The sequence below is a fragment of the Desulfoprunum benzoelyticum genome (assembly GCF_014201505.1).
Classification (GTDB): domain Bacteria; phylum Desulfobacterota; class Desulfobulbia; order Desulfobulbales; family Desulfocapsaceae; genus Desulfoprunum; species Desulfoprunum benzoelyticum.
Map to the genome: position 1 here is coordinate 74,092 of NZ_JACHEO010000001.1, position 25,947 is coordinate 100,038.

22 protein-coding genes and 1 pseudogene are annotated in these 25,947 nt (G+C 55.3%); 10 read left to right on the forward strand and 13 right to left on the reverse strand.

Going from position 1 to position 25,947, the window contains the following annotated elements; translation table 11 throughout:
• The 10 genes from nuoK to HNQ81_RS00340 are packed head-to-tail and all read right to left on the reverse strand — an operon-like array spanning position 1 to position 8,565.
• Positions 1 to 297, reverse strand: coding sequence for an NADH-quinone oxidoreductase subunit NuoK (nuoK, locus tag HNQ81_RS00295; RefSeq protein ID WP_183347126.1), 297 nt, complete (start codon positions 295 to 297; stop codon positions 1 to 3).
• Complete coding sequence (locus HNQ81_RS00300; RefSeq protein WP_183347127.1) at positions 294 to 803, reverse strand: NADH-quinone oxidoreductase subunit J family protein; 510 nt, start codon at positions 801 to 803, stop codon at positions 294 to 296. Before HNQ81_RS00300 ends, nuoK begins: the two co-directional genes overlap by 4 nt.
• A gap of 4 nt (positions 804 to 807) precedes the next feature.
• A complete protein-coding gene (locus HNQ81_RS00305; protein ID WP_183347129.1) occupies positions 808 to 1,332 on the reverse strand; it encodes a NuoI/complex I 23 kDa subunit family protein in 525 nt (174 codons plus the stop codon).
• 11 nt (positions 1,333 to 1,343) lie between these two features.
• Entirely contained in the window at positions 1,344 to 2,630 is a 1,287-nt protein-coding gene (locus HNQ81_RS00310; RefSeq protein WP_183347131.1) for a complex I subunit 1/NuoH family protein, read from the reverse strand.
• The gene (locus HNQ81_RS00315; RefSeq protein ID WP_183347133.1) at positions 2,617 to 4,179 is read right to left on the reverse strand and encodes an NADH-quinone oxidoreductase subunit G; all 1,563 of its coding nucleotides are present in this window, start codon (positions 4,177 to 4,179) and stop codon (positions 2,617 to 2,619) included. The genes HNQ81_RS00310 and HNQ81_RS00315 overlap by 14 nt, the downstream gene beginning before the upstream one ends.
• A 21-nt stretch (positions 4,180 to 4,200) precedes the next feature.
• Complete coding sequence (gene nuoF / locus HNQ81_RS00320) at positions 4,201 to 5,469, reverse strand: NADH-quinone oxidoreductase subunit NuoF (RefSeq protein WP_183347135.1); 1,269 nt, start codon at positions 5,467 to 5,469, stop codon at positions 4,201 to 4,203.
• A gap of 13 nt (positions 5,470 to 5,482) precedes the next feature.
• Positions 5,483 to 5,989 (reverse strand): NADH-quinone oxidoreductase subunit NuoE family protein, encoded by a 507-nt coding sequence (locus HNQ81_RS00325; RefSeq protein WP_183347136.1) that lies wholly within the window; start codon positions 5,987 to 5,989, stop codon positions 5,483 to 5,485.
• Positions 5,986 to 7,701, reverse strand: a complete 1,716-nt coding sequence (locus HNQ81_RS00330; protein WP_183347138.1) for an NADH-quinone oxidoreductase subunit D — start codon at positions 7,699 to 7,701, stop codon at positions 5,986 to 5,988. The genes HNQ81_RS00325 and HNQ81_RS00330 overlap by 4 nt, the downstream gene beginning before the upstream one ends.
• Position 7,702: 1 nt before the next feature.
• Complete coding sequence (locus HNQ81_RS00335) at positions 7,703 to 8,215, reverse strand: NADH-quinone oxidoreductase subunit B (protein ID WP_183347140.1); 513 nt, start codon at positions 8,213 to 8,215, stop codon at positions 7,703 to 7,705.
• Positions 8,206 to 8,565: an NADH-quinone oxidoreductase subunit A gene (locus HNQ81_RS00340; RefSeq protein ID WP_183347142.1), complete on the reverse strand. Its 360-nt coding sequence runs from the start codon at positions 8,563 to 8,565 to the stop codon at positions 8,206 to 8,208. The genes HNQ81_RS00335 and HNQ81_RS00340 overlap by 10 nt, the downstream gene beginning before the upstream one ends.
• A gap of 737 nt (positions 8,566 to 9,302) precedes the next feature.
• Between HNQ81_RS00340 and HNQ81_RS17975 the strand changes: the two genes are divergently transcribed.
• Both HNQ81_RS17975 and HNQ81_RS17980 read left to right on the forward strand, forming a co-directional pair.
• A complete protein-coding gene (locus HNQ81_RS17975) occupies positions 9,303 to 9,875 on the forward strand; it encodes a transposase (protein ID WP_353740476.1) in 573 nt (190 codons plus the stop codon).
• Positions 9,859 to 10,290: pseudogene (locus HNQ81_RS17980) on the forward strand (transposase); the annotation flags it as partial. The gene HNQ81_RS17975 and the pseudogene HNQ81_RS17980, both read left to right, overlap by 17 nt.
• Positions 10,291 to 10,428: 138 nt before the next feature.
• Here HNQ81_RS17980 and HNQ81_RS00350 read toward each other — a convergent pair.
• Together HNQ81_RS00350 and proC are read right to left on the reverse strand one after the other, a co-directional pair.
• Positions 10,429 to 11,304, reverse strand: a complete 876-nt coding sequence (locus HNQ81_RS00350; protein ID WP_183347146.1) for an NAD(+)/NADH kinase — start codon at positions 11,302 to 11,304, stop codon at positions 10,429 to 10,431.
• A complete protein-coding gene (proC, locus tag HNQ81_RS00355; protein WP_183347148.1) occupies positions 11,301 to 12,116 on the reverse strand; it encodes a pyrroline-5-carboxylate reductase in 816 nt (271 codons plus the stop codon). The genes HNQ81_RS00350 and proC overlap by 4 nt, the downstream gene beginning before the upstream one ends.
• A 182-nt stretch (positions 12,117 to 12,298) precedes the next feature.
• On the opposite strand from proC, the gene HNQ81_RS00360 reads away from it, so the two are divergent.
• Positions 12,299 to 12,469 carry a Trm112 family protein gene (locus HNQ81_RS00360; RefSeq protein ID WP_183347150.1) on the forward strand — a complete coding sequence of 57 codons (171 nt, stop codon included), beginning with the start codon at positions 12,299 to 12,301 and terminating at the stop codon, positions 12,467 to 12,469.
• A gap of 50 nt (positions 12,470 to 12,519) precedes the next feature.
• On the opposite strand, the gene ppsA is transcribed toward HNQ81_RS00360, so the two are convergent.
• Positions 12,520 to 14,973, reverse strand: coding sequence for a phosphoenolpyruvate synthase (gene ppsA / locus HNQ81_RS00365; protein WP_183347152.1), 2,454 nt, complete (start codon positions 14,971 to 14,973; stop codon positions 12,520 to 12,522).
• Between the two features lie 333 nt (positions 14,974 to 15,306).
• Between ppsA and HNQ81_RS00370 the strand changes: the two genes are divergently transcribed.
• From HNQ81_RS00370 to HNQ81_RS17435, 7 genes are all read left to right on the forward strand, one after another.
• Entirely contained in the window at positions 15,307 to 17,040 is a 1,734-nt protein-coding gene (locus HNQ81_RS00370) for a phosphohexomutase domain-containing protein (RefSeq protein ID WP_183347154.1), read from the forward strand.
• Between the two features lie 134 nt (positions 17,041 to 17,174).
• Positions 17,175 to 18,008, forward strand: a complete 834-nt coding sequence (gene nifU, locus HNQ81_RS00375) for a Fe-S cluster assembly protein NifU (protein ID WP_183347156.1) — start codon at positions 17,175 to 17,177, stop codon at positions 18,006 to 18,008.
• Positions 18,008 to 19,192 carry a cysteine desulfurase NifS gene (nifS, locus tag HNQ81_RS00380; protein ID WP_183347158.1) on the forward strand — a complete coding sequence of 395 codons (1,185 nt, stop codon included), beginning with the start codon at positions 18,008 to 18,010 and terminating at the stop codon, positions 19,190 to 19,192. The genes nifU and nifS overlap by 1 nt, the downstream gene beginning before the upstream one ends.
• A 4-nt stretch (positions 19,193 to 19,196) precedes the next feature.
• Entirely contained in the window at positions 19,197 to 20,123 is a 927-nt protein-coding gene (locus tag HNQ81_RS00385; RefSeq protein WP_183347160.1) for an FAD-dependent thymidylate synthase, read from the forward strand.
• A 256-nt stretch (positions 20,124 to 20,379) separates the two neighbouring features.
• Complete coding sequence (gene pilB, locus HNQ81_RS00390; protein ID WP_183347162.1) at positions 20,380 to 22,584, forward strand: type IV-A pilus assembly ATPase PilB; 2,205 nt, start codon at positions 20,380 to 20,382, stop codon at positions 22,582 to 22,584.
• A gap of 110 nt (positions 22,585 to 22,694) precedes the next feature.
• On the forward strand, positions 22,695 to 23,660 hold the full coding sequence (locus HNQ81_RS00395) for a mitochondrial fission ELM1 family protein (RefSeq protein WP_183347164.1): 966 nt from the start codon (positions 22,695 to 22,697) through the stop codon (positions 23,658 to 23,660).
• On the forward strand, positions 23,642 to 25,945 hold the full coding sequence (locus HNQ81_RS17435; protein WP_240191556.1) for a glycosyltransferase family 4 protein: 2,304 nt from the start codon (positions 23,642 to 23,644) through the stop codon (positions 25,943 to 25,945). Before HNQ81_RS00395 ends, HNQ81_RS17435 begins: the two co-directional genes overlap by 19 nt.
• The last annotated feature ends 2 nt before the right edge of the window (positions 25,946 to 25,947 follow it).

Sequence of the window (25,947 nt, forward strand, 5' to 3'; positions counted from 1 at the left end):
TCACCCCTTCAACAAGCTGAAGACATTTGTGTCGACCTTGCCGGTATGCTTGTGCAGCAGTATGACAACGGCAAGGGCGAGGGCCGCCTCCGCGGCAGCAACCGCCATTACCAGCATGGCGAGAACGTGTCCATCCATGTTCTCATGCAGCCGGGCGAGGGCGATGAAAGCAAGATTGGCGGCATTCAGCATCAGTTCGACCGACATAAAGACGGTAAAGACGTTGCGCCTCGAGATGACGCCAAGGATGCCGAGGCAGAAGAGCAGGATACTGAGGGACAGGTAGTCATGAATCATTGGGTCATCTCCTTTTTCCCGGCAAGAACAACGGCACCGACCAGGGCGACGAGTAGCAGGATCGAGACGATCTCGAACGGCAGCAGCCAGTCGCGGAACAGTACCAGACCGACCGACTTGACTTGTCCAAAGCCGTTGCCGACGATGTCGACATCTCCTTCCGGCAACGAGCTGACGATTTTCAGCAGGAGCAGGCCGATCGGAATGACCGCCAGACACCCGCCGAGGAGATAGGCCCACTTGCCTTTTTCGTCCGGGATGTCGGCAGGCTGGATATTGAGAAACATAATAATAAATATGATCAGGGACATGATCGCCCCAGCATAGACGATAAGCTGCAGGGCAAAGAGCAGCGATGCCGAGAGCAGAGAGTAGAGCCCCGCCAGCGACACCAGGGTTACCACGAACCACAATGCCCCGTTCATCGGATGCCGGCTGAGGATCAAACCAAGGGCGCCGAGCACCGACACGGTGGCGAATGCGTAGAACAGCCATTGACTGAGCATGGTATCACAGCCCCCTTTTTTTGTAGTCTTCTTCGCTGAACGCCCCTGGCGTGGCCAGCAGTTCGTCCATTCCTTTGACGACGGAACTACGCTCAGAGGAAATGACTGAGTAGATGCCGGTGTCCATACGGATGGCATCCATCGGACAAGCTTCGACACAATATCCGCAGTAAATGCATTCGAGCAGATCTATTTCAAAACGAATGGGCATCTTTTCCGATTTGCCGTCAACCCGTTCTCCCGCTTCGATCGAGATGCAGTGGGAAGGGCAATTGGTCTGGCACATGAAGCATGCGACGCATTTCATCGTCCCGTCCTCATGGGTTGTCAGCCGATGCCGTCCCCGCCAGCGCGGTGTGATTTCCGGTTTGACCTCAGGGTAGTGGCGGACATAGGATTTCGAGTTGTCGAGCAGGATCCGCCAAAAATGGCCAAAGGTCGTGCGCATCCCTCTGAACACTTCGACCAGATAGAGCTTCTCGATGAAAGTGGAACCTTGGCGTTCCAAGGTCTTGATTTTTACAGTCATGGAATTCCTCTTCAACTCAGAGCAACGACAACGGCGCTGGTGATAAAGATGTTCACGAGGGACATCGGCAGGAGAATCTGCCAACCGAGTTTCTGCAGCTGATCATAACGGAACCGCGGCAGCGTCCAGCGTACCCAGACATAAACAAAACACATTATTGTGGCTTTCAACAGGAAGGAGGCCATCTGCAGCAGCACTACAAAAATCCGAACTCCGTCTGCACTGGGGTTGATTACCACCAAGGTAAGAAGAATGAGTTCGACGGCAGCGGCGAGGATCCAACAGATCTTGATATAGACATTCGCTTCACGGACAAGGGGATCGTTTTGCCGATTGTAGTGGCTGACGTTGTTTTTCCGGATCCAGTTGGTGAAATAATAAGTTATGACCGGCAGCAGCAGCATCAGCACGATGGCAATGGGCTGGGCGTACGCGACCATGGTCTCGGTGGCGAGCCAGGGGATCTGGTAGCCGCCGAAAAAGAGAGTGACGATGATCGCACTCGAGACGAACATCGCGACATACTCACCAAGGAAAAACATGCCGAATTTCATTGAACTGTACTCTATATGGAAACCGGCGACGATTTCGCTTTCACCCTCGGCGAAGTCGAAGGGGGTGCGATTGGTCTCGGCAAAGGCAGCAACAATGAAAATGACAACGCCGAGTGGTTGGAGAATCACCCCCCACATTGGAATGAAGCCGAACAGCAGTTGTCCCTGAAATCTTGCGATCTCACTGAGATTGACCGTGCCGTAGACCACCAGCAGGCTGACAATGGCCAGACCCATCGGGATTTCGTAGGCGATAACCTGTGCAGCGGATCGTAATCCACCGAGGATGCCGTATTTATTATGCGACGACCAGCCGGCGAGGATAATTCCGTAGACTGCAAAACCAGTGCAAGCCAAGAACCAAAGTATGCCGATGTCGAGGGGGACGGTCTGCATAATGTAGCTTTTGCCGCCCAAAATCAGCGTATCAGCAAAGGGAATCACTGCGAATGAGACCAGGGCGGTGAAGAAGACCAGTACCGGCGCAAGGACAAAGTAGAACTTATGCTGTATATGCCCAGCGATCATATCCTCCTTGAAGATCAGCTTCACTCCATCGGCGAGATTCTGCACCAGTCCGCCGGCTCGGAAACCAAAAATATTGCAACGGTTTGGGCCTAGGCGGTCCTGAATAAATCCGGCACCTCGACGCTCCATCCATACCCCGATCGCGATGAAGCAGATCGGGATGAAGGCGCCGAAGGCGACCCGGAGGACGACCATGAGGATATCAAGCTGTGACATGATCAGTCTCCTTCTCCTTCAGATTCAATCCAGCAGTGGGAAAAGCGGTTGCCTCGATTCCGGCGAGGACCGGGATCGCATCCTGCATCGCCTTGGTGATAGTGACGTCATCGGTCACCGGTCCACCAAGCAGACGAACTACCTCAATCATGTTCGGAACTGGATCATTTTTAACTACCGCCGCCGTGAACCGTTGCAGTATCTGGTCCTGGTTTATGATCGTCCCGCCATATTCGCTGTATGAGGAGACAGAGAAGGCGACTGTTGCCTTGCGGGTAAGTGTGTTGTCATGGCTGCTGACGGCGATGACGGTCAAAGCAGAAAGCTTCTCAGTAAAAGTACCGCTCGCTTCGCTACGCAGCAGATCGTTGTTGAAGTTGACAAGCAGATCGGCTTCGTTCAAGGCCAGCCTGAATGCTTCCAGTGTGGTATCGATTCCAAGGGCGGCGAAGCCGGCCCTATTGGCAGACTTGTCATCCCGTATCAGGAAATCGTCTCCGTCTCCTTCCATGATATAGCTGTCGCTGTATCCCGAGACCCTCCCTTTACGGGCGGTGGCTAACCCCTTGATCGCAATCATCTGCTCGAGGGTACAATTCGGTGAGATCAGGAAAAGCGGTTTGCGGGCATTTTCGATCTTGCGGCGAGCAGTTTCCACAGCCTCGTCGATGGTGCAGTCTTTGCCGGCAAGTCGGGTGGTGCCCAGACGACCTTCATTCTCCTGATGATAACTCAATCGACCGGCGTCGCAGATGAAATAGCCATTGACCAGTCCATTATGGCGTGCACGGAAACGATAGATACGATCATCTCCACCTTTTTCGCGGTTATGGTCAATGAAAATATTGCAGCCTTTTGCGCAACCATGGCAGATTCCGGACGACCTTGACAGAAACCACGCCCGCTGTTTGAACCGGAAGTCCTTGCTAGTCATCGCCCCTACCGGGCAGAGATCGACGACATTGAGGGCGTAGCGGTTATCGAGTTTTCGGCCGGGAAACGTTGTTACCCGTGCTTCATCAGAACGATTAACGATACCGAGTTCACCGGTTTTGGTAATCAAGCGAGTGAAACGGACGCAACGGGCGCAGAGGACGCAACGCTCCTGGTCATGGATGACGCCGCAGCCGAAATCCATCTTTTTGCCTTTGAGCACCTGTGGCACACGCATTCGGCTGGCCTGGTGATCATAGGTCATATAGTAGTCCTGCAGGGTGCATTCTCCGGCCTGATCGCAGACCGGGCAATCGGTCGGATGGTTGATCAATTCCAGCTCCATGACATCATGCTGGATTTTCTTGATCTTCTCGGTGTCGAGCTGAACTTTCAGTCCCTCTGCGACCGGAGTCTTGCAGGCAGGGACGAGCGGCGGTCGGCCGTCTTCGATGCCGACCAGGCACATTCGGCAGTTGCCGTCCGCACCCAGGGCCGGATGATAGCAGAAGTGGGGAATCTCGACACCGATAACCTTGAAGGCATCGATGAGGTTCTTCCCGGATTCCACTTCGACCTCTTGTCCGTTGACAAAGAGTTTTACCGTCTCAGCCATGATGGTTCCTTCTCACGTGATTCATGCTTGTTCGGGCTTGGGCCGGTCCGTGGCGTAGGCCACAAATTCTGACCGGAATTTGTCCAGATAGCTGCGCACCGGCATAGTGCAGGCGGCCGAAAGGACGCAGACCGTCTTCATCTCGATATTGTCACAGAGTTCCCTGAGCAGTTCGATGTCGGCAATGGTCCCTTCACCACGCAGCAGCTGTTTGACAATCTTCAGCATCCAGCCGAGTCCCTCGCGGCAGGGAGTGCACTGGCCGCAGGATTCATGGTGATAGAAGTCGATGAGATTTTTTGTTAGTTCGACCACATCGACCGTTTCGTCGAGGACAACGATACCACCGGATCCGAACATCGTCTTGTGGGCCGCCATCGATTCGTAGTCAAGAGTCGCCGTTGCTGCCTCCTCCGGAGTCAGCACTGGAGTCGAACTGCCACCGGGGATGACGGCCTTCAGTTTTCTTCCCCGCCAGACACCGCCGGCCATCTTTTCGATAACTTCAAGAAGAGGCAGACCGAGAGGCAGTTCGTACATGCCAGGTTTCTCAACGTGGCCTGAGATCCCGAAGAGATGGGTTCCCGGGCTTTTTTCAGTGCCATAGGCCTTATAGGCTGCAGCACCGTTGGCGAGAATGAACGGCAGTGAGGCAATGGTCTGAACGTTGTTGATGATTGTCGGGCAGCCATAGAGTCCGGCTACGGCTGGAAACGGCGGTTTGCTGCGGGGTTGTCCTTTTCGCCCCTCGATCGACTCGAGAAGGGCGGTTTCCTCGCCGCAGACATAGGCGCCGGCGCCGCGGTGGACGGTGACGTCGAGCTTGAAATCATGACCGGCGACCTTCTCCCCGAGATAGCCGGCGGCATATGCCTCATCGATGGCGAACTGCAGAGCCTTGCGCTGAGTCGTATACTCGCCGCGAATGTATATATAGCAGTCATGACAGCCGATGGCGTAACAGCAGATGATAATGCCTTCGATGAGGAGATGGGGGTCGCGGGTGAGGATATATCGATCCTTGAATGTCGCCGGTTCCGATTCATCGGAGTTGACGGTAAGGTACACCGGTTTATCCACTCCTTTCGGGAGGAACGACCATTTGAGGCCCGCCGGAAACCCGGCGCCACCACGCCCACGCAATCCACTGTTTTTGACCTCGTCGGTGACATCAGCTGGCGGCATCGCAAAGACCTTGTCGAGCGTGGCGTAGGCGCCATGCTGTTTGGCCACTTCCAGAAGGTGGGCATCGGCGATGTCGAATTTTCGGCTGAGAATCCTTACTTCCATCGATGCTTCTCCTTTACCGCAGCCCTGACAAGAGCTGTTTCAGTTTTTCGACATCCATGTTTTCATGGAATTCGCCGTTGATCTGGACAACCGGCGCAGTGCCGCAATGGCCGAGACATTCAACCTCTTCGAGGCTGAATTGGCCGTCTTCACTTATCTCTCCAGGCCGGATGCCGATCTCATTTGCCAGATAATCAACAATTTCCTGTTTGCCCCGCAGCCAGCAGGACAGTGTCCGGCATATACAGATGTGATTTCTGCCGACCGGATGGAGATTGTACATGGTGTAGAAGGTCGCTGCCTCGTAGACCTGGCTGGCGAAGGTGCCAATCCGGTCGGCGATATAGGCGATAGCCTCTCCCGGAACCCATCCTTCCTGTTCCTGGGTCAGCCAGAGCGCCGGCAGAATCATCGATTCTCTGCTCGGATATCGTTTGACGAGGTATTCAAATTCGGCATCGCGCTCGGCGTCGAATTGAAAGGGTTTTCCGGTAAAGATCAGGTGTGAACGATCACTCATCGGTCGAGTTCCCCTCCGATAATGTTGATGCTGCCGAGATTGATGACGACGTCGGCGATCATCGACCCCTCAACCATTTCATGAAACCCACTCATGATATAAAAGCATGGTGGGCGTACCTTGACCTTATACGGTCGACCGGAACCGTCAGAGACGATATGGAAGCCGAGTTCGCCGTTGGCGGCCTCGAAGGAGTCGTACCATTCACCAGCCGGCGCCTTCACCCCATCAAAGATCAGCTTGAAGTGATTGGCCAATCCTTCGATATTATTGTAGACATTTGACTTAGGCGGCAGGCAGACCAAAGGGTTGTCGACGAAGACAGGGCCTTCCGGAATCATCTTGACTGCCTGCCGGATGATCTTGATGCTCTGAAAGATCTCCTCGAAACGGATCATCAGCCGGTCGTACAGATCGCCGGTCGATCCGATGGGTACCTCAAAATCGAAGAGATCGTAGTGATAGTATGGAGCATCCTTGCGCAGATCGTAGGGAACGCCACTTGCGCGCAGGCAGGGTCCGGTATACCCGTACGACAGGGCTTTTTCCTTGGGCATGATGCAGATGCCCTGGCTTCGGTCGTGGACAATGCGGTTTTTCAACACAAGTTTGAGGGAATCGGCGACGCCGCGCTCGATGTCCTTGAGCTGGTTCTCCAGGTCGGTTTCCCACCCCTCGTAAAAATCGCGGTACATTCCTCCTATACGGGTGAAAGTGCTGGTTAGACGGGCGCCTGTGAGGCGGCTGATGAAATCATAGGAGGCTTCTTTCTCGTCGTAAAGATAAAAGTAGTTGGTGAGTCCACCCATGTCGACCAGATTGGCGGCAAGGCAGACGAGATGATCGAGGACACGGTAGAATTCCGTGAGAATGACCCGCATAAACTTGGTCCGCTCGGTGATCTCAACTCCGAGCCATTTTTCGACCGCCTTGACATAGGCAATGTTATTGATCAGCGATGAGCAATAATTGAGACGGTCGGTAAGCGGGATCACCTGGTTATAGGTCAGGTTCTCGGCGGTTTTCTCGAACCCTCGGTGGAGGTAGCCGATTTCGTTGACGTTAGCGAGAACGGTTTCGCCGTCGAGTGCCGTCAGGATGCGGATCGCCCCATGGGTTACAGGGTGAGCGGGACCGATGTTGAGAAACATGATCTCGGTATTGAAATCCTTGAGGACAGCTGTATCAATGCCATTTACCTTCAGTCTGGCTCTGATCTCTTTTTCCAGGCTGTCGTTCTCGTAGCAGATATGACTGCGGCCGACAGGGTAGTCCTTGCGTAACGGATGTCCTTCGAACTGCCAATGGTTGAGAATCCGCCGCAGGTCGGGATGGCCTTTGAATGGGATACCGTATTGATCGTAGGCCTCGCGCTCTCCCCAGTTGGCTGAAGCCCAGATCCCAGTGGCACTGGGAATTCCCGCCTCAGGATCACTAACTGCCACCCGGACCTGCGCCACCATGTTATGCGGCAGGCTCCGCAACGTATAAACGACCACAAAGCGCTTGGCTTGGGCAACAGCGTAGTGGAGATAGTCAACGACGGTGACATCCAGCAGGAGATCGAATTGGAGGTCTGGATCGGTCCTCATCAATCCCAGGACATCGAGCATCTGTTCCTGGGGCACGTCAACAACCAGATTGCCGAGTGATTCTGAGCAAGTCGTCCCGGCAAAGGCGGTGCCAATTTTTTCCAGTACGTGAGCCTTCATCTTAACCGAGTATCCCCTTGAAATCTTTATGACGATCATGCAGTATCGTCTCGCTCGCAATTTTCTCCTGAATTTTCATCAGGGCATCGAGTATTGCTTCGGGTCGCGGCGGGCAACCGGAAATATAGACATCGACCGGGATGATGGTGTCGATACCCTGCACAGTGCAGTAATTGTCGTAAATACCGCCGGATGAGGCGCATGCACCGACAGCGACAACCCATTTCGGTTCAGCCATCTGTTCGTAGATCCGTTTCAGCGTCGGGGCCTGTTTGTAACTGACCGTACCGCAGACAAGGAGCAGGTCCGCCTGACGTGGTGAATAGCGGATAACCTCGGCGCCGAAACGCGAGATGTCGTACTGGGCGGCGGCGGTGCTCATAAACTCGATCGCACAACAGGCGGTGCCGAAGACATATGGCCAGAGTGAGTATTGCCGTCCCCAGTTGATGATTGCATCAAGCTTGGTGGTAATGACAGATTCCCCGAGTTGGGATTCGATTCCTAGCGCCAATTGAGTACCCCCTTCTGGAGAATATAGATGAGGCCGGTGAAGAGGAACAGCATGAAAACGACCATTTCGATAAAGCCGAACCATCCGAGTTCACGGACACTGACAGCCCACGGATACATGAAGACGGCCTCGATGTCGAAGATCAGAAAAAGAATGGCGAGGAGGTAGAATTTGACACTGAACTTCTGGTCGACCACACCGATGGTCGCACCGATACCGCTCTCATAGGCCTCGTCTTTTATTTTGCCCTTGGCTCTTGGCCCGAATATGGCAGTAACGAGCATCAAGGCTGGGATAAGAACAGCAAGGCCAATGAGCGCCGCCGCTGAAAGAACAAGTTCTAGATCCATCCTCCCCTCCTCTTTGATACCGTGTATGGTGTGATCTTGACCTTGGGTACGTGTATCAGTCAAGAAATGCTACAAGATTGTCCATCGATAGCAGGTTGGGGAGCTTTGTGTCAAGAAAAGAATTTTATCGGTTGCGGCAGATATTGTTAGCAATTCAAAGAGGATAATCGAAAGATAATTTTGTGCATAGTGTGCTTAGGGGGAGGTGTTGTCAGCAGGTGTTCACAATAATAATTTTTCGTCATACATGCATGTCAGAAATTAACTAAGTAATTAAATTAATATATATAAATATGACAATGAGGACTGATTCATTCCTCAGAAAACAGGAAAGCCGATTGTAGTTTATGGGTAAGTGATATGCATTGCATGCACAACATGAACTTCATTGTTATCAAATCAGGATATGAGGTTTACGTTAGATAGAGATTTGAGAAATAATCCCAAATTTCAAAAAATAACGGAGTATCGATAAAATATTACAATCTTTTGTTTTTATTCATTCGTTTGAACAAGATGATCAGAGATAATTATGGATGATGTTTGATAAAAAGAAAATAGAGCCTTTAGCAAAATGACGAGAACAAGCAACAACCGACAGGTCAATCTGCTGCAGTTTTTCTATTTTAACAACTTGAAATAATTGAGCTTCATGGCATTTTCTGGTAAAATCCTGTATCCAGCAAAAAAGAACCGAAGGAGACGCCATGAAGCTCACGGAAAAGATATCATGGTTGATGGGGCGTGTCCAAAGAAGTCCGTTTGCGCATCTCAACAATTGTTTGCCAACGCCGCTCACTGAGCAGGAACAGCGGTTGGTGTCGATTCTAGAGATCGTCGAGGTTGAGAGACATGTCCCCAGAATCGTTACCCGGTATCGATATCCCGGTCGTAAACCTCGTGACCGGCAGGCGTTGGCCCGTGCGTTCGTGGCCAAGGCACTCTATCGTTACCCGACGACCAGCGACCTGCATCGAGCCCTGCAATCGACAGCCAACCTGCGCAGGATATGTGGATTTGGAACTGCAGGTTCCTTGCCATCGGAGGCCACCTTTTCGCGGGCTTTTTGCCACATTTGCCGCCGGCAATCTGGGCAACGTGGTGCATGCATTGGTGGCAGAATACCTGTCGCAGGAGCTTGTCGGTCACATAAGTCGGTATTCTACGGCGATTGTTGGCCGCGAGAAGCCGGCAAAGAAGGCCGCCAAAGAGCCCAAGCCTCCTCGCAAACGAGGCCGGCCCGCCAAGGGCAAACAACGGGAGACGGCGACTTTGAAACGACTGGATCGCCAGGTGCACCAGACTGCTGAGGAGGCTATTGGCGAACAGCCGACGATCTGTGACCGTGGGACCAAGCAGAATGCTAAGGGCTACAAAACATCATGGAACGGCTATAAGCTGCATCTGGATACCAATGATATCGGCCTGCCGATCAGCGTCCTTGTCACCTCAGTCTCGTTGCATGATAGCCAAGTGGCTATTCCGCTGATCAAAATGACCAGCGAAAAGGTAACCTACCTATACGACCTGATGGATGCCGCCTATGACGCCCACTTGATTGAAAAGACCAGCCGGAAATTTGGTCATGTCCCGATTGCCGATAGAAATGGACGAGGCAAGGAGGTTGTCCCCATGGCGCCTCACGAAGCAGAGCGCTACAAGATTCGATCGTGTGCGGAGCGGGCGAACAGTCGGTTAAAAGAAGACTTCGGCTGGCGGCCGGATAGAATGTCAAAGATCAAAGAGAGCAGCTTGCATCCAACTTGGTCCGCTGTTCATTTTGCACGAGGCTCAATAATAACCAGAAAAAGAACGCTCCAAACTCATTCATATGATTTTGTAGATAAAAACGTAAATACGGGGTTAGTCTCGGTTAGGTGTTCCTTGAAAACCCCAATGGAGCTTAGTGCGCAGGATGGAGAAATAATCGCGTCTGGCGGAGGTGACCAGGCGGAGGGGAAGAGAGGCGGATTTGATTTCGAGGATGTCACCCTGGCGCATATCCCAGGTCGGCTGCCCATCAACGATAATTTTGGCCCTGGCGCTGTCTGAGCGGCTGTCGAAGCTGGTGGTGATGATCCGGTCGGCAGGCAGGATGATTGGACGGCTGCCGAGCATGAAGGGACAGATAGGGGTAACGAGGATTGCCGCCAACCCCGGATGGACGAGTGGCCCGCCAGCTGAGAGGTTGTAGGCCGTGGACCCGGTCGGGGTGGAAAAGATCAGGCCGTCGGCTTTGTAGGTAGTAATGGTGTTGTTGTCGGCCCTGGAGGCCAGATTAAGGAGGCGATCCTCAGCTTTCTTGTTGATGACGACTTCATTGAGGGCATATCGGTTGCCGCTGCTGACGCCACCCGATAACAGCCGAACCCGCAGCATCTGCCGGTTTTCGATGGTTACAGGCCCGGCAAGGAGTGAATGCAGGACGTTTTCCGTTTCCGTAGCCGTGAATTCTGTAAGGAAACCGAGGTAGCCAAGGTTGATACCGACTACCGGAATTGCATGGAGAGCTGCATTCTCAGCGATATGGAGCAAAGTTCCATCGCCGCCGAGCACGATCAGGATGTCGAGATCGGACGTTATGCAGTCAACGGTTGTCTCTATCTGCCGTTTCCCGAACCATTCGCCGAGACGTCCCGCATATTCAGCCGATTCCTGGTCGTCCGGTTTGGTTATGATCCCGGCCCTGCGGATGGTTATCGACGGCAGGATGCGAACAGGGGGGTAGAAGTCGCTCATCTTTTGCCGCCCAACTCCAGCGACCGCCGGGTCGCGGCCTCGACCGCATCGATGATGATACCTGAAAAACCGGCTCGTTCCAGGACATGCAGTCCGGCAATGGTCGTTCCTCCCGGCGAAGTCACCCTGGCGCGCTGAACTGCCGGATGTTCCCCGCTCTGCCGCAATAGATTGACTGATCCAAGAATTGTTTGAAGAGTGAGGGCTTCGGCGACATTGCGAGGCAGGCCGCACTTGACTCCGGCGTCGATCATCGCCTCGGTGAAAGTGAAGACATAGGCCGGTCCCGAGCCGCTGAGGCCTGTTACGGCGTCAAGATACTCCTCGGCGACGACGATCGCCTTGCCGACGGAGTTGAAGATCCCAATTGCCTGTTGCAGATCGGTTGCGGTGACGTTTTCGTTACCGCTGAGGGCCGATGCCCCTTCGAGAACGAGGGCAGGGGTGTTCGGCATAACCCTGATAATCCGGTATGCCCGTGCGTTGAGACAATCGTTGTAAAAAGACAGGGGCAGACCGGCGGCGATCGTGATGATCAGGTGCCTTTCGCTCACATGGTCTTTGTCCCGGCGGAGCAAACGGCCCATGACCTGGGGCTTGACGGCAAGGATCACCGTATCGCTTGTCAACCATACGTCGGCGCTGTTGCCGCTGGTTGCGACGGAGTAAGTCTGCTCCAGGAACTGCCGCCGATCGGCATCGGGGTCGGCGACGACGATCTGTTCCTTCGGATAGAGACCTGACTGGAGGATGCCCTTGATCAGGGCCTCTCCCATCTGTCCTCCACCGATACAACCGAGCTTGTTGGTCATTGGCTGATTTCCGAGAATTTTATGGGCTGCCTGCCCGAAGCGGATGAGACATCCTCTTGATTTCCGTCTCCAGCAGGAGGATGATCAAATTCAATTGATTATTGCACTGTACCATGTATCTTTGACGCAGTCCATACACTCAACTGTAAGTAAATCGATGATATAAGAACAAGGTACACGGCATGGATATGAAAGAACTCGCCGAGATTCTTGCCTGCCCTCAGTGCAAGGGGCCGGTGAAACTGGTGAACGAAGAAAAGGGGCTGCTCTGTGAAAAGTGCGGTCTGCTCTATGAGATAAAGGACGGCATTCCGGTGATGCTGGTCAGCGAGGCGCGGAAAGTGACACAGTAAATGCGGGCAGGCGGGGACAGACCGATGTGCCGGCCGTCCCCGCCTGTCAGTCATGGAGTGATGCCGAGTTCCTGTTCCTTCTTTAGAACCCGTAGTCTGGTCTTGACCGCCGAATCCGGAATCAGGCTGATCGAATCGATGCCGCATTCGACGAGAAATGTGGCGAATTCCGGGAAATCGGAGGGGGCCTGGCCGCAGATTCCGATCTTGCGGCCCCGCCTTTTGGCGGTGTCGATGGCCATCTTGACCAGGGTTTTGATCGCCGGATTGCGCTCGTCGAAAATGTGGGCGACCAGATCGGAGTCGCGATCGAGGCCGAGGGTCAGCTGGGTCAGATCGTTCGACCCGATCGAGAAGCCGTCGAAGATGTCGCAGAAGGCGTCGGCGGAAATGACATTCGACGGGATTTCGCACATGACGTAGACTTCGAGACCGTTCTCGCCTTGGACTAGGCCGAATTCCTTCATCGTTTCGATAACTTTTTTCCCTTCCTCAGGAGTCCGGCAGAACGGGACCATCAGCTTGATGTTGGTCAGTCCCATGTCGTTGCGGGCCTTGAGCAGTCCCTTACACTCCAGTTCGAAGGCCGCCTTGTACTTCGGGTCGTAGTAACGCGAGGCCCCGCGCCAGCCGATCATCGGGTTCGATTCCACCGGCTCGTAGAGTTTGCCGCCGACGAGGTTGGCGTATTCATTCGACTTGAAATCGGAAAGACGGACGATAACGTCCTTGGGGTAAAAGCCGGCGGCGATGCGGCCGACCCCCTCCGCCAGTTTGTCGATGAAAAACTGCCGTTTGTCGTGGGGGTAGGCGGTGGTCCGTTTGTCGATCTCGGCGACGATCTCGGCGAGATCGTCATCACCGTCTGCGGCTTTTTTCCGCAGGTCATCATAGTTATAAAGGGCGAGCGGATGGATGCCGATGTGGGCGTTGATGATGAACTCCTCCCGGGCCAACCCGACGCCGTCATTGGGGACCTGGCATTCGAAGAAGGCCTTCTCCGGGATGCCGACGTTGAGCATGATCCTGGTCCTGGTTTCCGGGACTTCGTCGAGATTGAGTCGCTCTATCGTGTATTCGAGCCTGCCGGCAAAGACATAACCGGTCTCACCCTCGGCGCAGGAGACGGTGACCTCCATCCCCGGGGCGATGCGCTCGGTTCCGTCAACAGTGCCGATCAGGCAGGGAATGCCGAGTTCGCGGGAGATGATCGCCGCATGGCAGGTCCGCCCGCCGCGGTTGGTGACGATTGCTCCGGCCCTCTTCATGATCGGTTCCCAGTCCGGGTCGGTCATATCGGTGACCAGGACCTCGCCGGGCTGGAAATCATTGATGCCGCCCACCGTACCTATTACTCGGGCCGGGCCTTGGCCGATCTTGGCGCCGACGGCCTGCCCCTTGACCAGGATCTTGCCATGGTTCTTGAGCAGGTAAGTTTCGGTGATATTTTTCGACGTCTGGGAATGGACGGTCTCGGGCCGGGCCTGGACGATGTAGAGCTGACCGTTGCCTTTGGTGACCCCGTCGCCGTCCTTGGCCCATTCCACATCCATGTTGCAGCCGTAGTGCTCCTCGATGATCATCGCCCAGCGGGCGAGCTGCAGCAGTTCGTCGTCGCTGAGAATATAGGAGTTGCGCTCGCTATCGGTCGTCGGGATATTGATCACCGGATGCCTGGCGTCGGGGCGGTTGTCATAGATCATCTTGATCTCCTTGCTGCCGAGGCGCTTGGAGACGATAGGCCGCTTGCCTTCTACCAGGGTCGGCTTGAAGACGTAGTACTCGTCGGGGGTGACGGCTCCCTGGACGATATTCTCCCCGAGCCCCCACGAGCCGGTGATATACACCGCGTTCTGGAAACCCGATTCGGTGTCGAGGGTGAAGAGCACCCCGGAACAGGCGCTGTCGGAGCGGACCATTTTCTGGACCACAATCGACAGGTAGACGTCGAACTGGCCAAAGCCCTTGTCGTGACGGTAGGAGATCGCCCGGTCAGTGAACAGACTGGCGAAGCACTGGCTGCAATAGTCGATTACCGCCTCCGCCCCCCGGACGTTGAGGTAGGTGTCCTGCTGACCGGCGAAGGAGGCGTCCGGCAGGTCTTCGGCGGTGGCCGAGGAACGGATGGCGACATCGACATTGACACCGTATTCGTCCTCCATCTTTTTATAGGCGGTGGTGATGGCCTCTCGCAGATCGGTTGGAATAGGGGCGTTCCTGATGATGCCCCGGACCTTTTTGCCCCGTTCCTGCAGATTCCGGAGGTTGTGGGTGTCGAGCCCCGCCAGCGCCTCTGTGACCGCGTTCTGCACCCCGCTGGTCTCGATGAGATGGCGGTAGGCGGAAGCGGTGATCGCAAATCCGTGCGGCACCTGGACGCCGCGGGAGGTCAGGTACTGATACATCTCGCCGAGTGATGCGTTTTTGCCGCCGACAAGGGCTACATCATCGATGCCGATGTCGTCGAACCACAGGATCAGTTCCTTTTCATGATTATGGGCCATGTATTGCTCCTGGCTGTTGGGTGAGGTGGGATTGGGGGAAATGTTGACGTGTCGATAACGGGCCTGAAAGGTCATGCAGCTGAATTTTCGCTGCGGCCGTATGAGGTTGGCGTTACGATCAGTATTGCTGTTAAAATATAGAAGAGACATTGATATCTGTCAAGCACCAGGGGGACTGGAAAAGGATGGCAACAAAACGAAAAACAAGGGAAAAATCTGTACAACTGGATGTTTCTGCCGTTAAGATACTGTACTGAGAGCGGCTGGCTGGCGGGGTTGGCTTGGAGCCCGATGTGTCAACCGCGGCAACGTCAATTCAACGGAGGACTGAGGATGGCGGCGATGGACACGACCGGGCAGCTGTTCGCCCGATATCTGGTTGCAGGAGATCATGGCGCCAGCGACTACTTTGCACTGCTCAAGGAACTGGTTGCCCGAAGAAACAGCGAAGGCCTCTCCTGGCAGCAGGAGATCGACAGAGTCTATGCCCTGGTGCATCGGGAGATCCTCGAAAACCAGGGGCAGCCGACAGAACCGGTGACCTTTGGGACCTCCGGCTGGCGCGGCCGTCTCGGCAAGGACATATTCGTCAGGTCGGTCATGGTGGTGACCGCGGCGATCGTTGAACTCTATCGGGATCTCGAACGTGACAGCGAAAGCGGTCTGTATCTCGGCGTCAACAGTTTCGACGAGGCTCAGCTGCGTGGCTGTGTCCTCGGTTTCGACAACCGCTTCGATGGCGGGGTCTTGGCGGCGGCAGCCGCCAATGTCCTGCTGGCGGCGGGGTTTACGGTCCACTACGCCGGCGAATCGACCACCGGTGTCCTGTCGGCGGCGGTCCTCGAACTGGGTGCCGCCTTCTCGGTCAACCTGACCCCTTCGCACAATCCCCTCGAGTACGGCGGATACAAATACAATGCTGCCGATGCCGGACCGGCGGCGACGATGTTAACGGAACGGATCACCGTCAATGCCAGGCGGCTGATGGCCACCGATATCTGCGCCACTGCCGGCGGCGATTTTTCCTGGCAGGTGAAGGAGTCCGCCGGGCTGCGACCGTTCGATTCGCTGGCCGCCTGGAAAAGCCTGGTCCGCCGGAATAAGGGTACGCATGGTCTTGACCTCGACCGGATCATCGAAGAATTTCACCGCCGCGACGATATCGTCGTTGCCGTCGATTCGGTCCATGGCGCCAGCCGTCTCCACATCCGCAGGCTGTTTGCCGACACGACGAGCGATCGCCTCATAACCCTGCGGGACACTGCTGATGTGACCTTCGGCGGCATCGCTCCGGAGCCCTCCAGCGCCAATATGAGAGGGGTGGTAGCGGCGATCAACGCCCGTCCGCAACGGTTGAAGCTGGGGGCGATCATCGATCCGGATGGGGACAGGATACGATTTACCGATGGCCGCAAAGAAATCGGCATGAATCAGTTTGGCGCCATGGCCTACCATTTTCTCCATGAATATCGGGGCAAGAGGGGGATGGTCGCAAAAACGGTGGCCACCTCGAATATGGCCAACCGGCTGGCTGAGGCCTTCGGCGAGGAACTGTTCGAACCGAAGGTCGGATTCAAGGAGTTCAAACCGGTCATCGGTCGTGCTCTGGTCATCTTCGAGGAGTCGGACGGCATCTCGATAGTCGGCCACACCCCGGAAAAGGACGCATATATCGGCCTCCTTCTGGCCCTCGACATGGTGACCGCAACCGGCAAAAATCTGAGCGAGTACCTGCAGGATATTGAAGATCTCTACGGCGCCTACCATCCCGACCGTGACGGGGTGGCCGTGCGGATCAAGGGAAAGGAACTGCTCGATACCCTCGCCCGCCTCGAAAAATACGCTCCCGGCGTGACCATCAACGTTGGCGGGGAGCCGAAGAGGATTACCGAAGTCATCACCCTCGATGGCCGCAAGATGATCCTCGACGACGGTTCCTGGCTGATGATCCGCCCCTCGGGGACCGAACCGAAGATCCGTTTCTACGTCGAATCGAGGACGGCCGACGGCACCGCCGACCTGGTGGCCACTGCCCGGGCGATGCTGGCCGAGATCGGGTTGCTGTAAATGCCGAGACCCGTCCTTCGCTTGCTGCCAGGGCCGTCGGCAACGGATAAAACCCGGTTGCTTTTTGCGCCCCAGGTATTATTGTCACTCTGAAAAGGCTTTTCTGATAAACAATATTCAGGAGTTACTCTATTATGTGGGAATATACGGATCTGGTAAAAGAACATTTTTTGAATCCACGCAACGTCGGCGAGGTGGAGCAGGCCGACGGGACAGGCGATGTCGGTTCTCTGGCTTGCGGCGACGCTCTGAAACTGACGATCAAGGTCGATGACAAGGGGATCATCACCGACGCCAAATTCAAGACGTTCGGCTGTGCCAGCGCCATCGCCTCTTCATCGGCGCTGACGGAGATGGTCAAGGGGATGAGTCTCGACGAGGCGAGCAAGATCACCAACGAGGACATCGCCGACTATCTCGGCGGCCTGCCGAAGGAGAAGATGCACTGTTCGGTCATGGGGCGGGAGGCTCTCGAGGCGGCGATCGCCGATTATCGCGGTCTGACGCTGCCGATGGCGGAAGGAGAGATCGTCTGTGAATGTTTCGGGGTCACCGACCTCGAGATCATCCGGGCGATCAACGAGTCCAACCTCCGGTCCGTCGAAGAGATCACCAACTTCACCAAGGCCGGCGGCGGTTGCGGAAAATGCGAGGACAAGCTCCGGGAGATCCTGCAGCGGACGGTGGAGGGCAAGCTGGAATGGATCAAACCGATGGAAAAACCGAAAAAGATGACGACGCTGCAGAAGATCAAGAAGATCGAGGATGTTCTCGAGCGGGAGATCAGACCGGGCCTGCGCAAGGATGGCGGCGATATCGAGTTGATCGACGTCGATGGCGATTTCGTCAGCGTTTCGCTGCGCGGGGCCTGCAAAAGCTGCGCGAAATCGCAGACCACGATCAAGGAATACGTGGAGAAGAAATTGCGCGAGCTCGTCCTGGATACCCTGATCGTGGAGGAAAACTGATGGAACTGCATAACGATGCGGTTATCTACATGGATAACAACGCGACAACCAGGATTGCTCCCGAGGTCCTCGAGACGATGATGCCTTTCCTGGCTGATTATTATGGCAATCCGTCGAGCATGCATACCTTCGGCGGCCAGGTCGGTCACGCGCTGGCAAAGGCCCGTGACCAGGTGGCGAATCTGATTGGTGCCGAACCGGAGGAGATCACCTTTACCAGTTGCGGCACCGAGAGCGATTCGACCGCGATTCTGTCCGCTCTCCAGACCTACCCTGAAAAACGCCATATCGTCACGACCCGGGTCGAGCATCCGGCGGTCAAGAACCTCTGCGAAAACCTTGATCGCCTGACCGGGCACAAGCACAGGGTGACCCGACTGAAGGTCGATGCGGACGGCATGCTTGACCTGGGCGAGTATGAGGAGGCGCTGACCGATGATACGGCTATCGTCAGCGTCATGTGGGCCAACAATGAGACAGGTGTCATTTTCCCGGTTGCCGAAATGGCGAAGATGGCCAAGGAGCGGGGGATTCTCTTCCATACCGATGCCGTCCAGGCGGTTGGCAAGGTGCCGATCAATCTCAAGGATCTGGAGGTCGATTTCCTCTCCCTGTCCGGTCACAAGCTCCATGCGCCGAAGGGGGTCGGGGTGCTGTACGTACGCCGGGGAACGATGTTCGTGCCTTTTTTGACCGGCGGGCATCAGGAGAAGGGGCGCCGTGGCGGCACCGAGAACGTCGCCTCGATCATCGCTCTGGGAAAGGCCTGCGATCTGGCGGCGGAGAGGATGGATGATGAAAACACCAGGGTCAGAGCCCTCAGGGACAAACTCGAAGAGGGACTGCTCGCCGCCGTGCCGAGATCGATGCGCAACGGGCACCAGACCGAACGACTGCCGAACACCAGCAATATCAGCTTCGAGTTCGTGGAAGGGGAGGCGATCCTGCTGCACATGAATCGCTATAACATCTGCGCTTCATCCGGTTCGGCCTGCACTTCGGGGTCCCTTGAGCCTTCCCATGTCCTGCGCGCCATGGGCGTCCCCTTCACCGCTGCCCATGGGTCGATCCGCTTTTCGTTGAGCTCGTACAACACCGAGGCTGAAATCGATTTCGTTCTGGCAAAGATGCCGGGCATCATCGAATCCCTCCGGCAGATGTCGCCCTTCTGGAAAGGAAACTGAGCCTATGAAAATTGTCGAACCTTCGTTTGAAATCCAGGATGATCTCGATCGATCCTCCCTGGCCGTACGCCTCGAGGCCTGCGGCAGGGTCTGTTACAAGAGCGAGGACAAGATCACGGAGGATTCGGCAATTCCCTTTGTCACGAAGGTCTCGGCCCATGGACATAATTCGGTGCTCGAGATGGCCGTGGCGACGTTTGACGTTACCTGTCGTCCGGCCCTGCTGGCGCAGCTCTTTGCCTGTCAGCCCAGGTTCCTGATAATCGACCCGACACCGGCCGGCTGCATCGTCACCGGCTCCATCAGGGCCTATCGCGAAATTTCCCTGCAGCATTGCGACAATCCGATCGTCAACGGTATCTTGGCCGTTCTTCACGGCAAGACCTCCTATCTTTTTGAAGGTGTTTTCTCGGCCGACAAGGTCCTGCCACGGGAACCGGGGCTGGATATCCGCAAAATGAGTCTCTCCGAGGTCGAAAACATGCCGATGCCTCTCCTGCGTCGGCATCGCCATGTCGGGGTCAGGTTCATCGTCAACAGGGCGGTTACCCATGAGCTGGTTCGGCACCGCCCCTGTTCCTTCCTGCAGGAAAGTCAGCGCTACTGCCGCTACAGCCAGGACAAGTTCGGCAATCAGGTGACCTTTATCAAACCGGTGTTTTTTGAGAAGGGCACAGCCGAGTACAGCCTCTGGCAGCAGGCAATGGAGGAGACCGAACGGCTGTATCTTCAGCTCCTCGAGACATCGACGCCTCAGGCGGCGCGTACCGTTCTCCCCAATTCCTGTAAGACCGAGATCATTATGTATTGTAATATTTCGGAATGGAAGCATATTTTCTCTTTGCGAACCACCCAGGCAGCAGAGCCGTCTATGCGGGAGATCATGATCCCGCTTGCCGCAGAGTTCAGAAAAAGATACCCGTTGTTGTAGATTGAGCGGGATACCAGAGGTCCTTTTATCTCGAAATGAGATGAAAGGACCTTTTTTGCCTTGCCTGACCCCTGAAAGCAATGGGCATACGGACTCATTAAATGTAATAATCAATTTCATTTTCCATGGATAAAAGGTATTTTACAGGTTTAAGGCTTTCCGGAACATAGATCGGAAGAAGAGAAGAATATACCCATTCAGGATGAATGCGAATATGGCTGCGTTAGCGAGTACGGCAGGTCGTACCGGAACTTCGATGAAAAAAACCGTCAAAGATCAGTCTGGTGCGGGTAAACTGAAGATCGGCGAGCTGTTGAGCAAGGCCGGGTATATAACGCCATCACAGTTGGAAAACGCCAAGAAGGAAATGCAGAAAACCGGTGGACGGTTGAGCACTATTCTTCGTCAACTCGACTACATCGATGAGAATACGGTTTTCAATTTTCTCAGTCGACAGCATAATTACCCTCCGGTTGTCATTCAGAACGAACCACCTTCCAAGGACGCGCTGAAACTCCTTTCTTACGAGACCGCCAAGCAGTATATGGCCTTTCCCTTACGGATGGCCGGAAATACATTGCAGATCACCATGTCCGAACCGACCGATGCCATGGCCGTGGAGGAACTGCAGAATGCCTTGAACAAGGAACTGTCGGTCTGTGTCTCGACAGAAAAAGATATCGTCGAGGCCTACAGGAAGCACTACGGTATCAGTGACGAAGAGGCGAAGAGTTTCTTCCTGGCGAAGGAAGAGTCGCACGAGGATGACAAGGTCACCGAGGTTGATGATTTCGGCTCGATCCTGGCCGAAGCGGCGGATGATTTTGAGATTGATTCCAGTGGCAACGAAGAAAATTTCGATCAGTTTGCCGCTTCCGATGCCCCTATTATCAAACTGGTTAACGGCATCCTGATCAAAGCGGTACAGGATGGGGTCTCGGATGTCCATGTCGAGCCCTATGAAAAGAACATGCAGGTTCGGTATCGCAAGGACGGCTCCCTTTTCAAGGCCATGAATCTGCCGCTGACCATCAAAAATGCCCTCGTCGCCAGACTCAAGATTCTCTCCGGTCTCGATATCACCGAACGGCGGGTGCCGCAGGACGGGCGTATCAAGATGCGGGTCGGGCGCAACCGATCGGTCGATTTTCGAGTCTCTTCCCTGCCTACCCTTTACGGTGAATCCGTCGTCCTTCGTATCCTGGACAAAAGCTCACTCAATGTCGATCTGACCAAACTGGGGTTCGAAGACAAAACCTTCGAGATGCTCAAACGCTGTCTGGCAAGACCACAGGGATTGCTGCTGGTTACCGGGCCGACGGGTTCAGGCAAGACGGTGACCCTGTATTCGGCCTTGAACTCGTTGAACAGCGAGGATATCAAAATTCTGACGGCGGAAGATCCGGTTGAATTCAATTTCAAGGGCATCAATCAGGTCAATGTCCACAACGAGGTTGGAATGACCTTCGCCGCTGCTCTCAAGGCCTTTCTCCGCCAGGATCCGGATATCATCATGGTCGGTGAGATCCGGGACATGGAGACAGCCGAGATCGCGATCAAGGCGGCCATGACCGGCCATCTGGTGTTCTCCACCCTGCACACCAACGACAGCGCCGCCACGATCGCTCGTCTGGTGGATATCGGCATCCCTCCTTACATGCTGGCCTCATCGGTGACCATGGTACTTTCGCAGCGATTGGGCCGGAGACTCTGTGCGAATTGTAAAAAAGTCGTCAAACATTCGAGAGAAGAATTGCTGCGGGCCGGCTTTCGCGAGGAAGAAGTGGATACAGTCGTCACCTACGGACCGACCGGTTGTTCGGAATGCAACGGGCTCGGCTACAAGGGACGGGTCGGATTTTTCGAGTTGATGGAAATGACCGATGAGGTCTGCAAGGCGGTCAGTGCCGAAGTCCCTGAGGATCAACTGCGCAAGGTCGCCATCCAGGAAGGAATGACGCCGCTGCGGGAAGCTGCGCTCGCCAAGGTTCGGCAGGGAATCACCAGTATCGATGAGGCGTTGCGCCGCACGGTCGCCCATAAGGAGAGCCTGCCAGCCTATCTGATCAATCCGGATGTCGAAAATTATGAAGACGGGGATATCATTATTCGGGAAGGGAACACCGATATTGATTTTTTCAAACTTATCCGCGGTGCCCTGGCGGTCATCAAGGGAGGAAAAAAGATTGCCGAGTTGACCGAACCGGGCGAATACTTCGGGGAAATGGCGTCCATCTCCGGCGAACAGCGGACGGCAACGGTCGTTTCCCAGGGACGGAGTACCATCAAACGCTATCCTGGGAACAAGATCGATGAAATAATCGAAAAATACCCGCATATTTCCAGTCATCTTTTCAAGACGATGACGAACAGGTTACAGAAAACCAGCCAGATCATTGTCAAGCTTGCCGGTGGTGGGGCACGTAAGCCGTCCTCCGGCCCTCCCCCTCAATCGCGGTAGTCCGAGGATATTTTTCTACAGTTTCATCGCCAAATCTACACCACCTGTTGCCGCCGATTGCCGTAAAAATCGAGCTTGCACGCACAACGTGAGAGTGTAAGCTGCATTCCATGACTGAAAATAAACAGCCGATGAAAGTCCTCGCCTACTTTGATGGTCGGCCGGGGCATGAGAAACAGACCAGGGGCATCCTGTATGAACTTGGCAGGCTTGTCGACCTGGAAATCATCGAGATCAAGATCAAGCGCAAGGGGGTGCCGGGCAATATTGCCGAACTCGCCGGACTTCTTGTGGCACGGGCGGCGAAAGAAACGAAGGACCATCATGGTATCGACCTGCTTATCGGCACCGGTTCTTCGACCCATGTACCGATGCTCAGGAAAAAGAAGATCGCGGGTGTTCCAGCCGTGACCTGTATGACTCCGGCCTCCTACCTGCGACCTTGTTTTGATCTCTGCTTTGTCCCACTCCATGATGGAGCCAGAGACGGCGGCAACATCGTGACCACCATCGGTCCTCCCAACTGCTCGCGACCGTGCGGTGACAAGGATCCGTCCCGCGGACTGATCCTTATCGGCGGCGTTGACAAAAAAAGTCATCGCTGGCATTCGGCAGAGACGGTCGGGCAGGTCCGGGAGATTGCACGGCGGCGACAGGATGTTTATTGGACCGTCGGTTCATCGCCGCGAACTCCCATGGATACGGTCGAAATGCTGATTGCGGCGGCACGTGCGTCCGCCAACATCGAATTCGTCAGATATGAGGCGACATCTGCAGGATGGATTGAACAACAATACGCCCGGAGCCTGCATGTCTGGGTTACCGCCGATTCGATGTCGATGGTGTACGAGGCGCTGAGCGCCGGATGCAAGGTTGGGATGTTGCCGGTGGAATGGTTGAACTCTGTCAATAAATTCAAAAAAAGTGCGGACTACCTGACAGCACACGGCATGGCCGTCGTTTATGCGGACTGGCTCTCAGGGCGAGAGGCGGTGGGGTCTGAAAATGACGAGCCTTTACATGAAGCCAGGCGCTGTGCTGAAGAGATCGTGAAGAGATGGCCTCCAAAAAACTGAATGTCGTACAGATTGTTCCCGAACTGGAAGAAGGCGGGGTCGAGGGAGAAACGGTGGAACTCGCCATCCATCTCGCCCGATGCGGTCATCGGTCGATTGTCATTTCCGGAGGGGGACGATTGGTTCCGCTGTTGGAACGCAATGGCTGCGAGCACCTGCTCTGGCCCTGCATCGGTGAAAAAAGTGCGAGATGCTTGAAATACATCAAGAAACTTCGTCATCTGTTTGTCGAGGAAAAAATTGATGTCGTCCATCTCCGCTCAAGGTTACCGGGCTGGATAGGATATCTGGCCTGGAACATGCTTCCGGATGACTCCCGTCCCGCCCTTGTTACCAGTTTCCATGGTTTTTACTCGGTCAACCAGTATTCGACGATCATGACCAAAGGCGAGAAGGTTATCGCCGTCTCGAAAACGATTCGTGACCACATCCTCCAGAATTATCATGTCGAGCCTGATAGAATCGAGTTGATTCACGGTGGGTTTGAGGTCCAATGCTTCGATCCCGACCTGGTTGAACCGGATCGGGTTGACGCCCTGCGACAACAATGGCAGCTCGTTGGCAATCATTTCCCGGTGATCGTTCTTCCAGGGCGGCTCACCCAATGGAAAGGCCAGGAGGTTTTCATCGACAGCCTCAACCTGATAAGAGATCTGCCGTTTATTGCCCTGTGTGTCGGAGATATTGATGAAAATCAGTCATTCACCAGAAGACTGCGGGACAAGATCGCCAGCTACGGTCTTGACGACAAGATACGACTGGTCGGTCACTGCGCCGATATGCCGGCGGCCATGCTGGTGGCAGACGTCGTGGTTTCCGCCTCATCCAGCCAGCCGGAGGCCTTCGGCAAGGTGGCCATCGAGGCGATGGCGATGGGACGGCCGGTCATTGCCACGGCCCATGGCGGCAGCCTGGAGACCGTCGTCGACGGGACCACCGGATGGCTGGTGCCGCCTTCCGACCCGCAGGCAATGGCCGAGGCCATACGGCAGGCACTGGCCGATCAGGCTCGGTTGCGGCGAATGGGTGCGGAGGGGAAGGAATGGGCCACCCGACATTTTACCGCGGCGCTGATGTGCAGCAAGACAGTCGATCTGTATACCCGCCTGCTCGAGGAAAAAGAGGCAAAAAGGACAGGGCGTCGTTTCACTGTCGTGCAGATGCTGCCTGAACTCGAGGGTGGCGGCGTCGAACGGGGGACCCTCGAGGTTGGCCGCTATCTGGCCGGCAAGGGGCATCGCTCGATCGTCGTCTCTGGTGGTGGACGGCTCGTCGTTCAACTCGAAAGAGAGGGAAGCCGTCATGTCACCTGGAGTGTCGGCAGCAAGAGCCCGTTGTCCCTGCGATATGTCCTTCCCCTGCGCCGTCTGTTGCAGAAGGAGAAGGTGGATATCCTGCACCTGCGCTCCCGCATGCCGGCCTGGGTCGGCTACCTGGCCTGGAAATCGCTGCCGCCACACCGGCGGCCGATTCTGGTGACGACCTTCCATGGTTTTTATTCGGTGAACGCCTACAGCGCCATCATGACCAGAGGCATGGAAGTCATCGCCGTATCGGAAAGCATAAAAAAGCATATACGGGAACGTTATGGCCGGAAAGAGGGGGTGACCCTAATCTTTCGGGGGGTCGACATCCAGCAGTTTGCCGCCGAACACGTTGATCCCATGCGCGTCGAAAGCCTGCGCCAGCAATGGGGGATAGCTGCCGGACAACCCCTCGTCATGCTGCCGGGACGGCTCACCCGGCTGAAAGGGCAGGACGTGTTCATCAAGTGTCTCGCTATGCTGCGCCATCAGGATTTCCAGGCGGTACTGGTCGGGGACACCGACGAAAATCCGGGATTTGTAGAGGAACTCAAGCAGTTGGCGACCAAATCCGGTCTGGCCGGCAAGGTCATGATGGTGGGGCATTGTTCGGACATGCCGGCAGCCTATGCTCTCGCGGATGTCGTTATTTCAGCTTCTTCCAGCGAGCCGGAGGCCTTTGGCCGGACGAGTATCGAGGCAATGGCGATGGGTAAACCGGTCATCGCCACCGCGCATGGCGGCAGCCTCGAAACCGTTGTCGATCAGGAGACCGGTTGGCTGGTGCAGCCATCCGATCCAGTTGATATGGCTCGCGCCCTTGATGAGGCGCTGTCGATGGAATCACCCCGGCTTGCAGCATTTGGTGAAAAGGGAAAACGTCGTGTTCGGGAGCATTTCACCACCGAGTCCATGTGTGAGCAGACGGAGACCCTGTATCGACAGCTGCTTGGCGAGAGGAGAGCCCTGGCGCCGGCATGAAC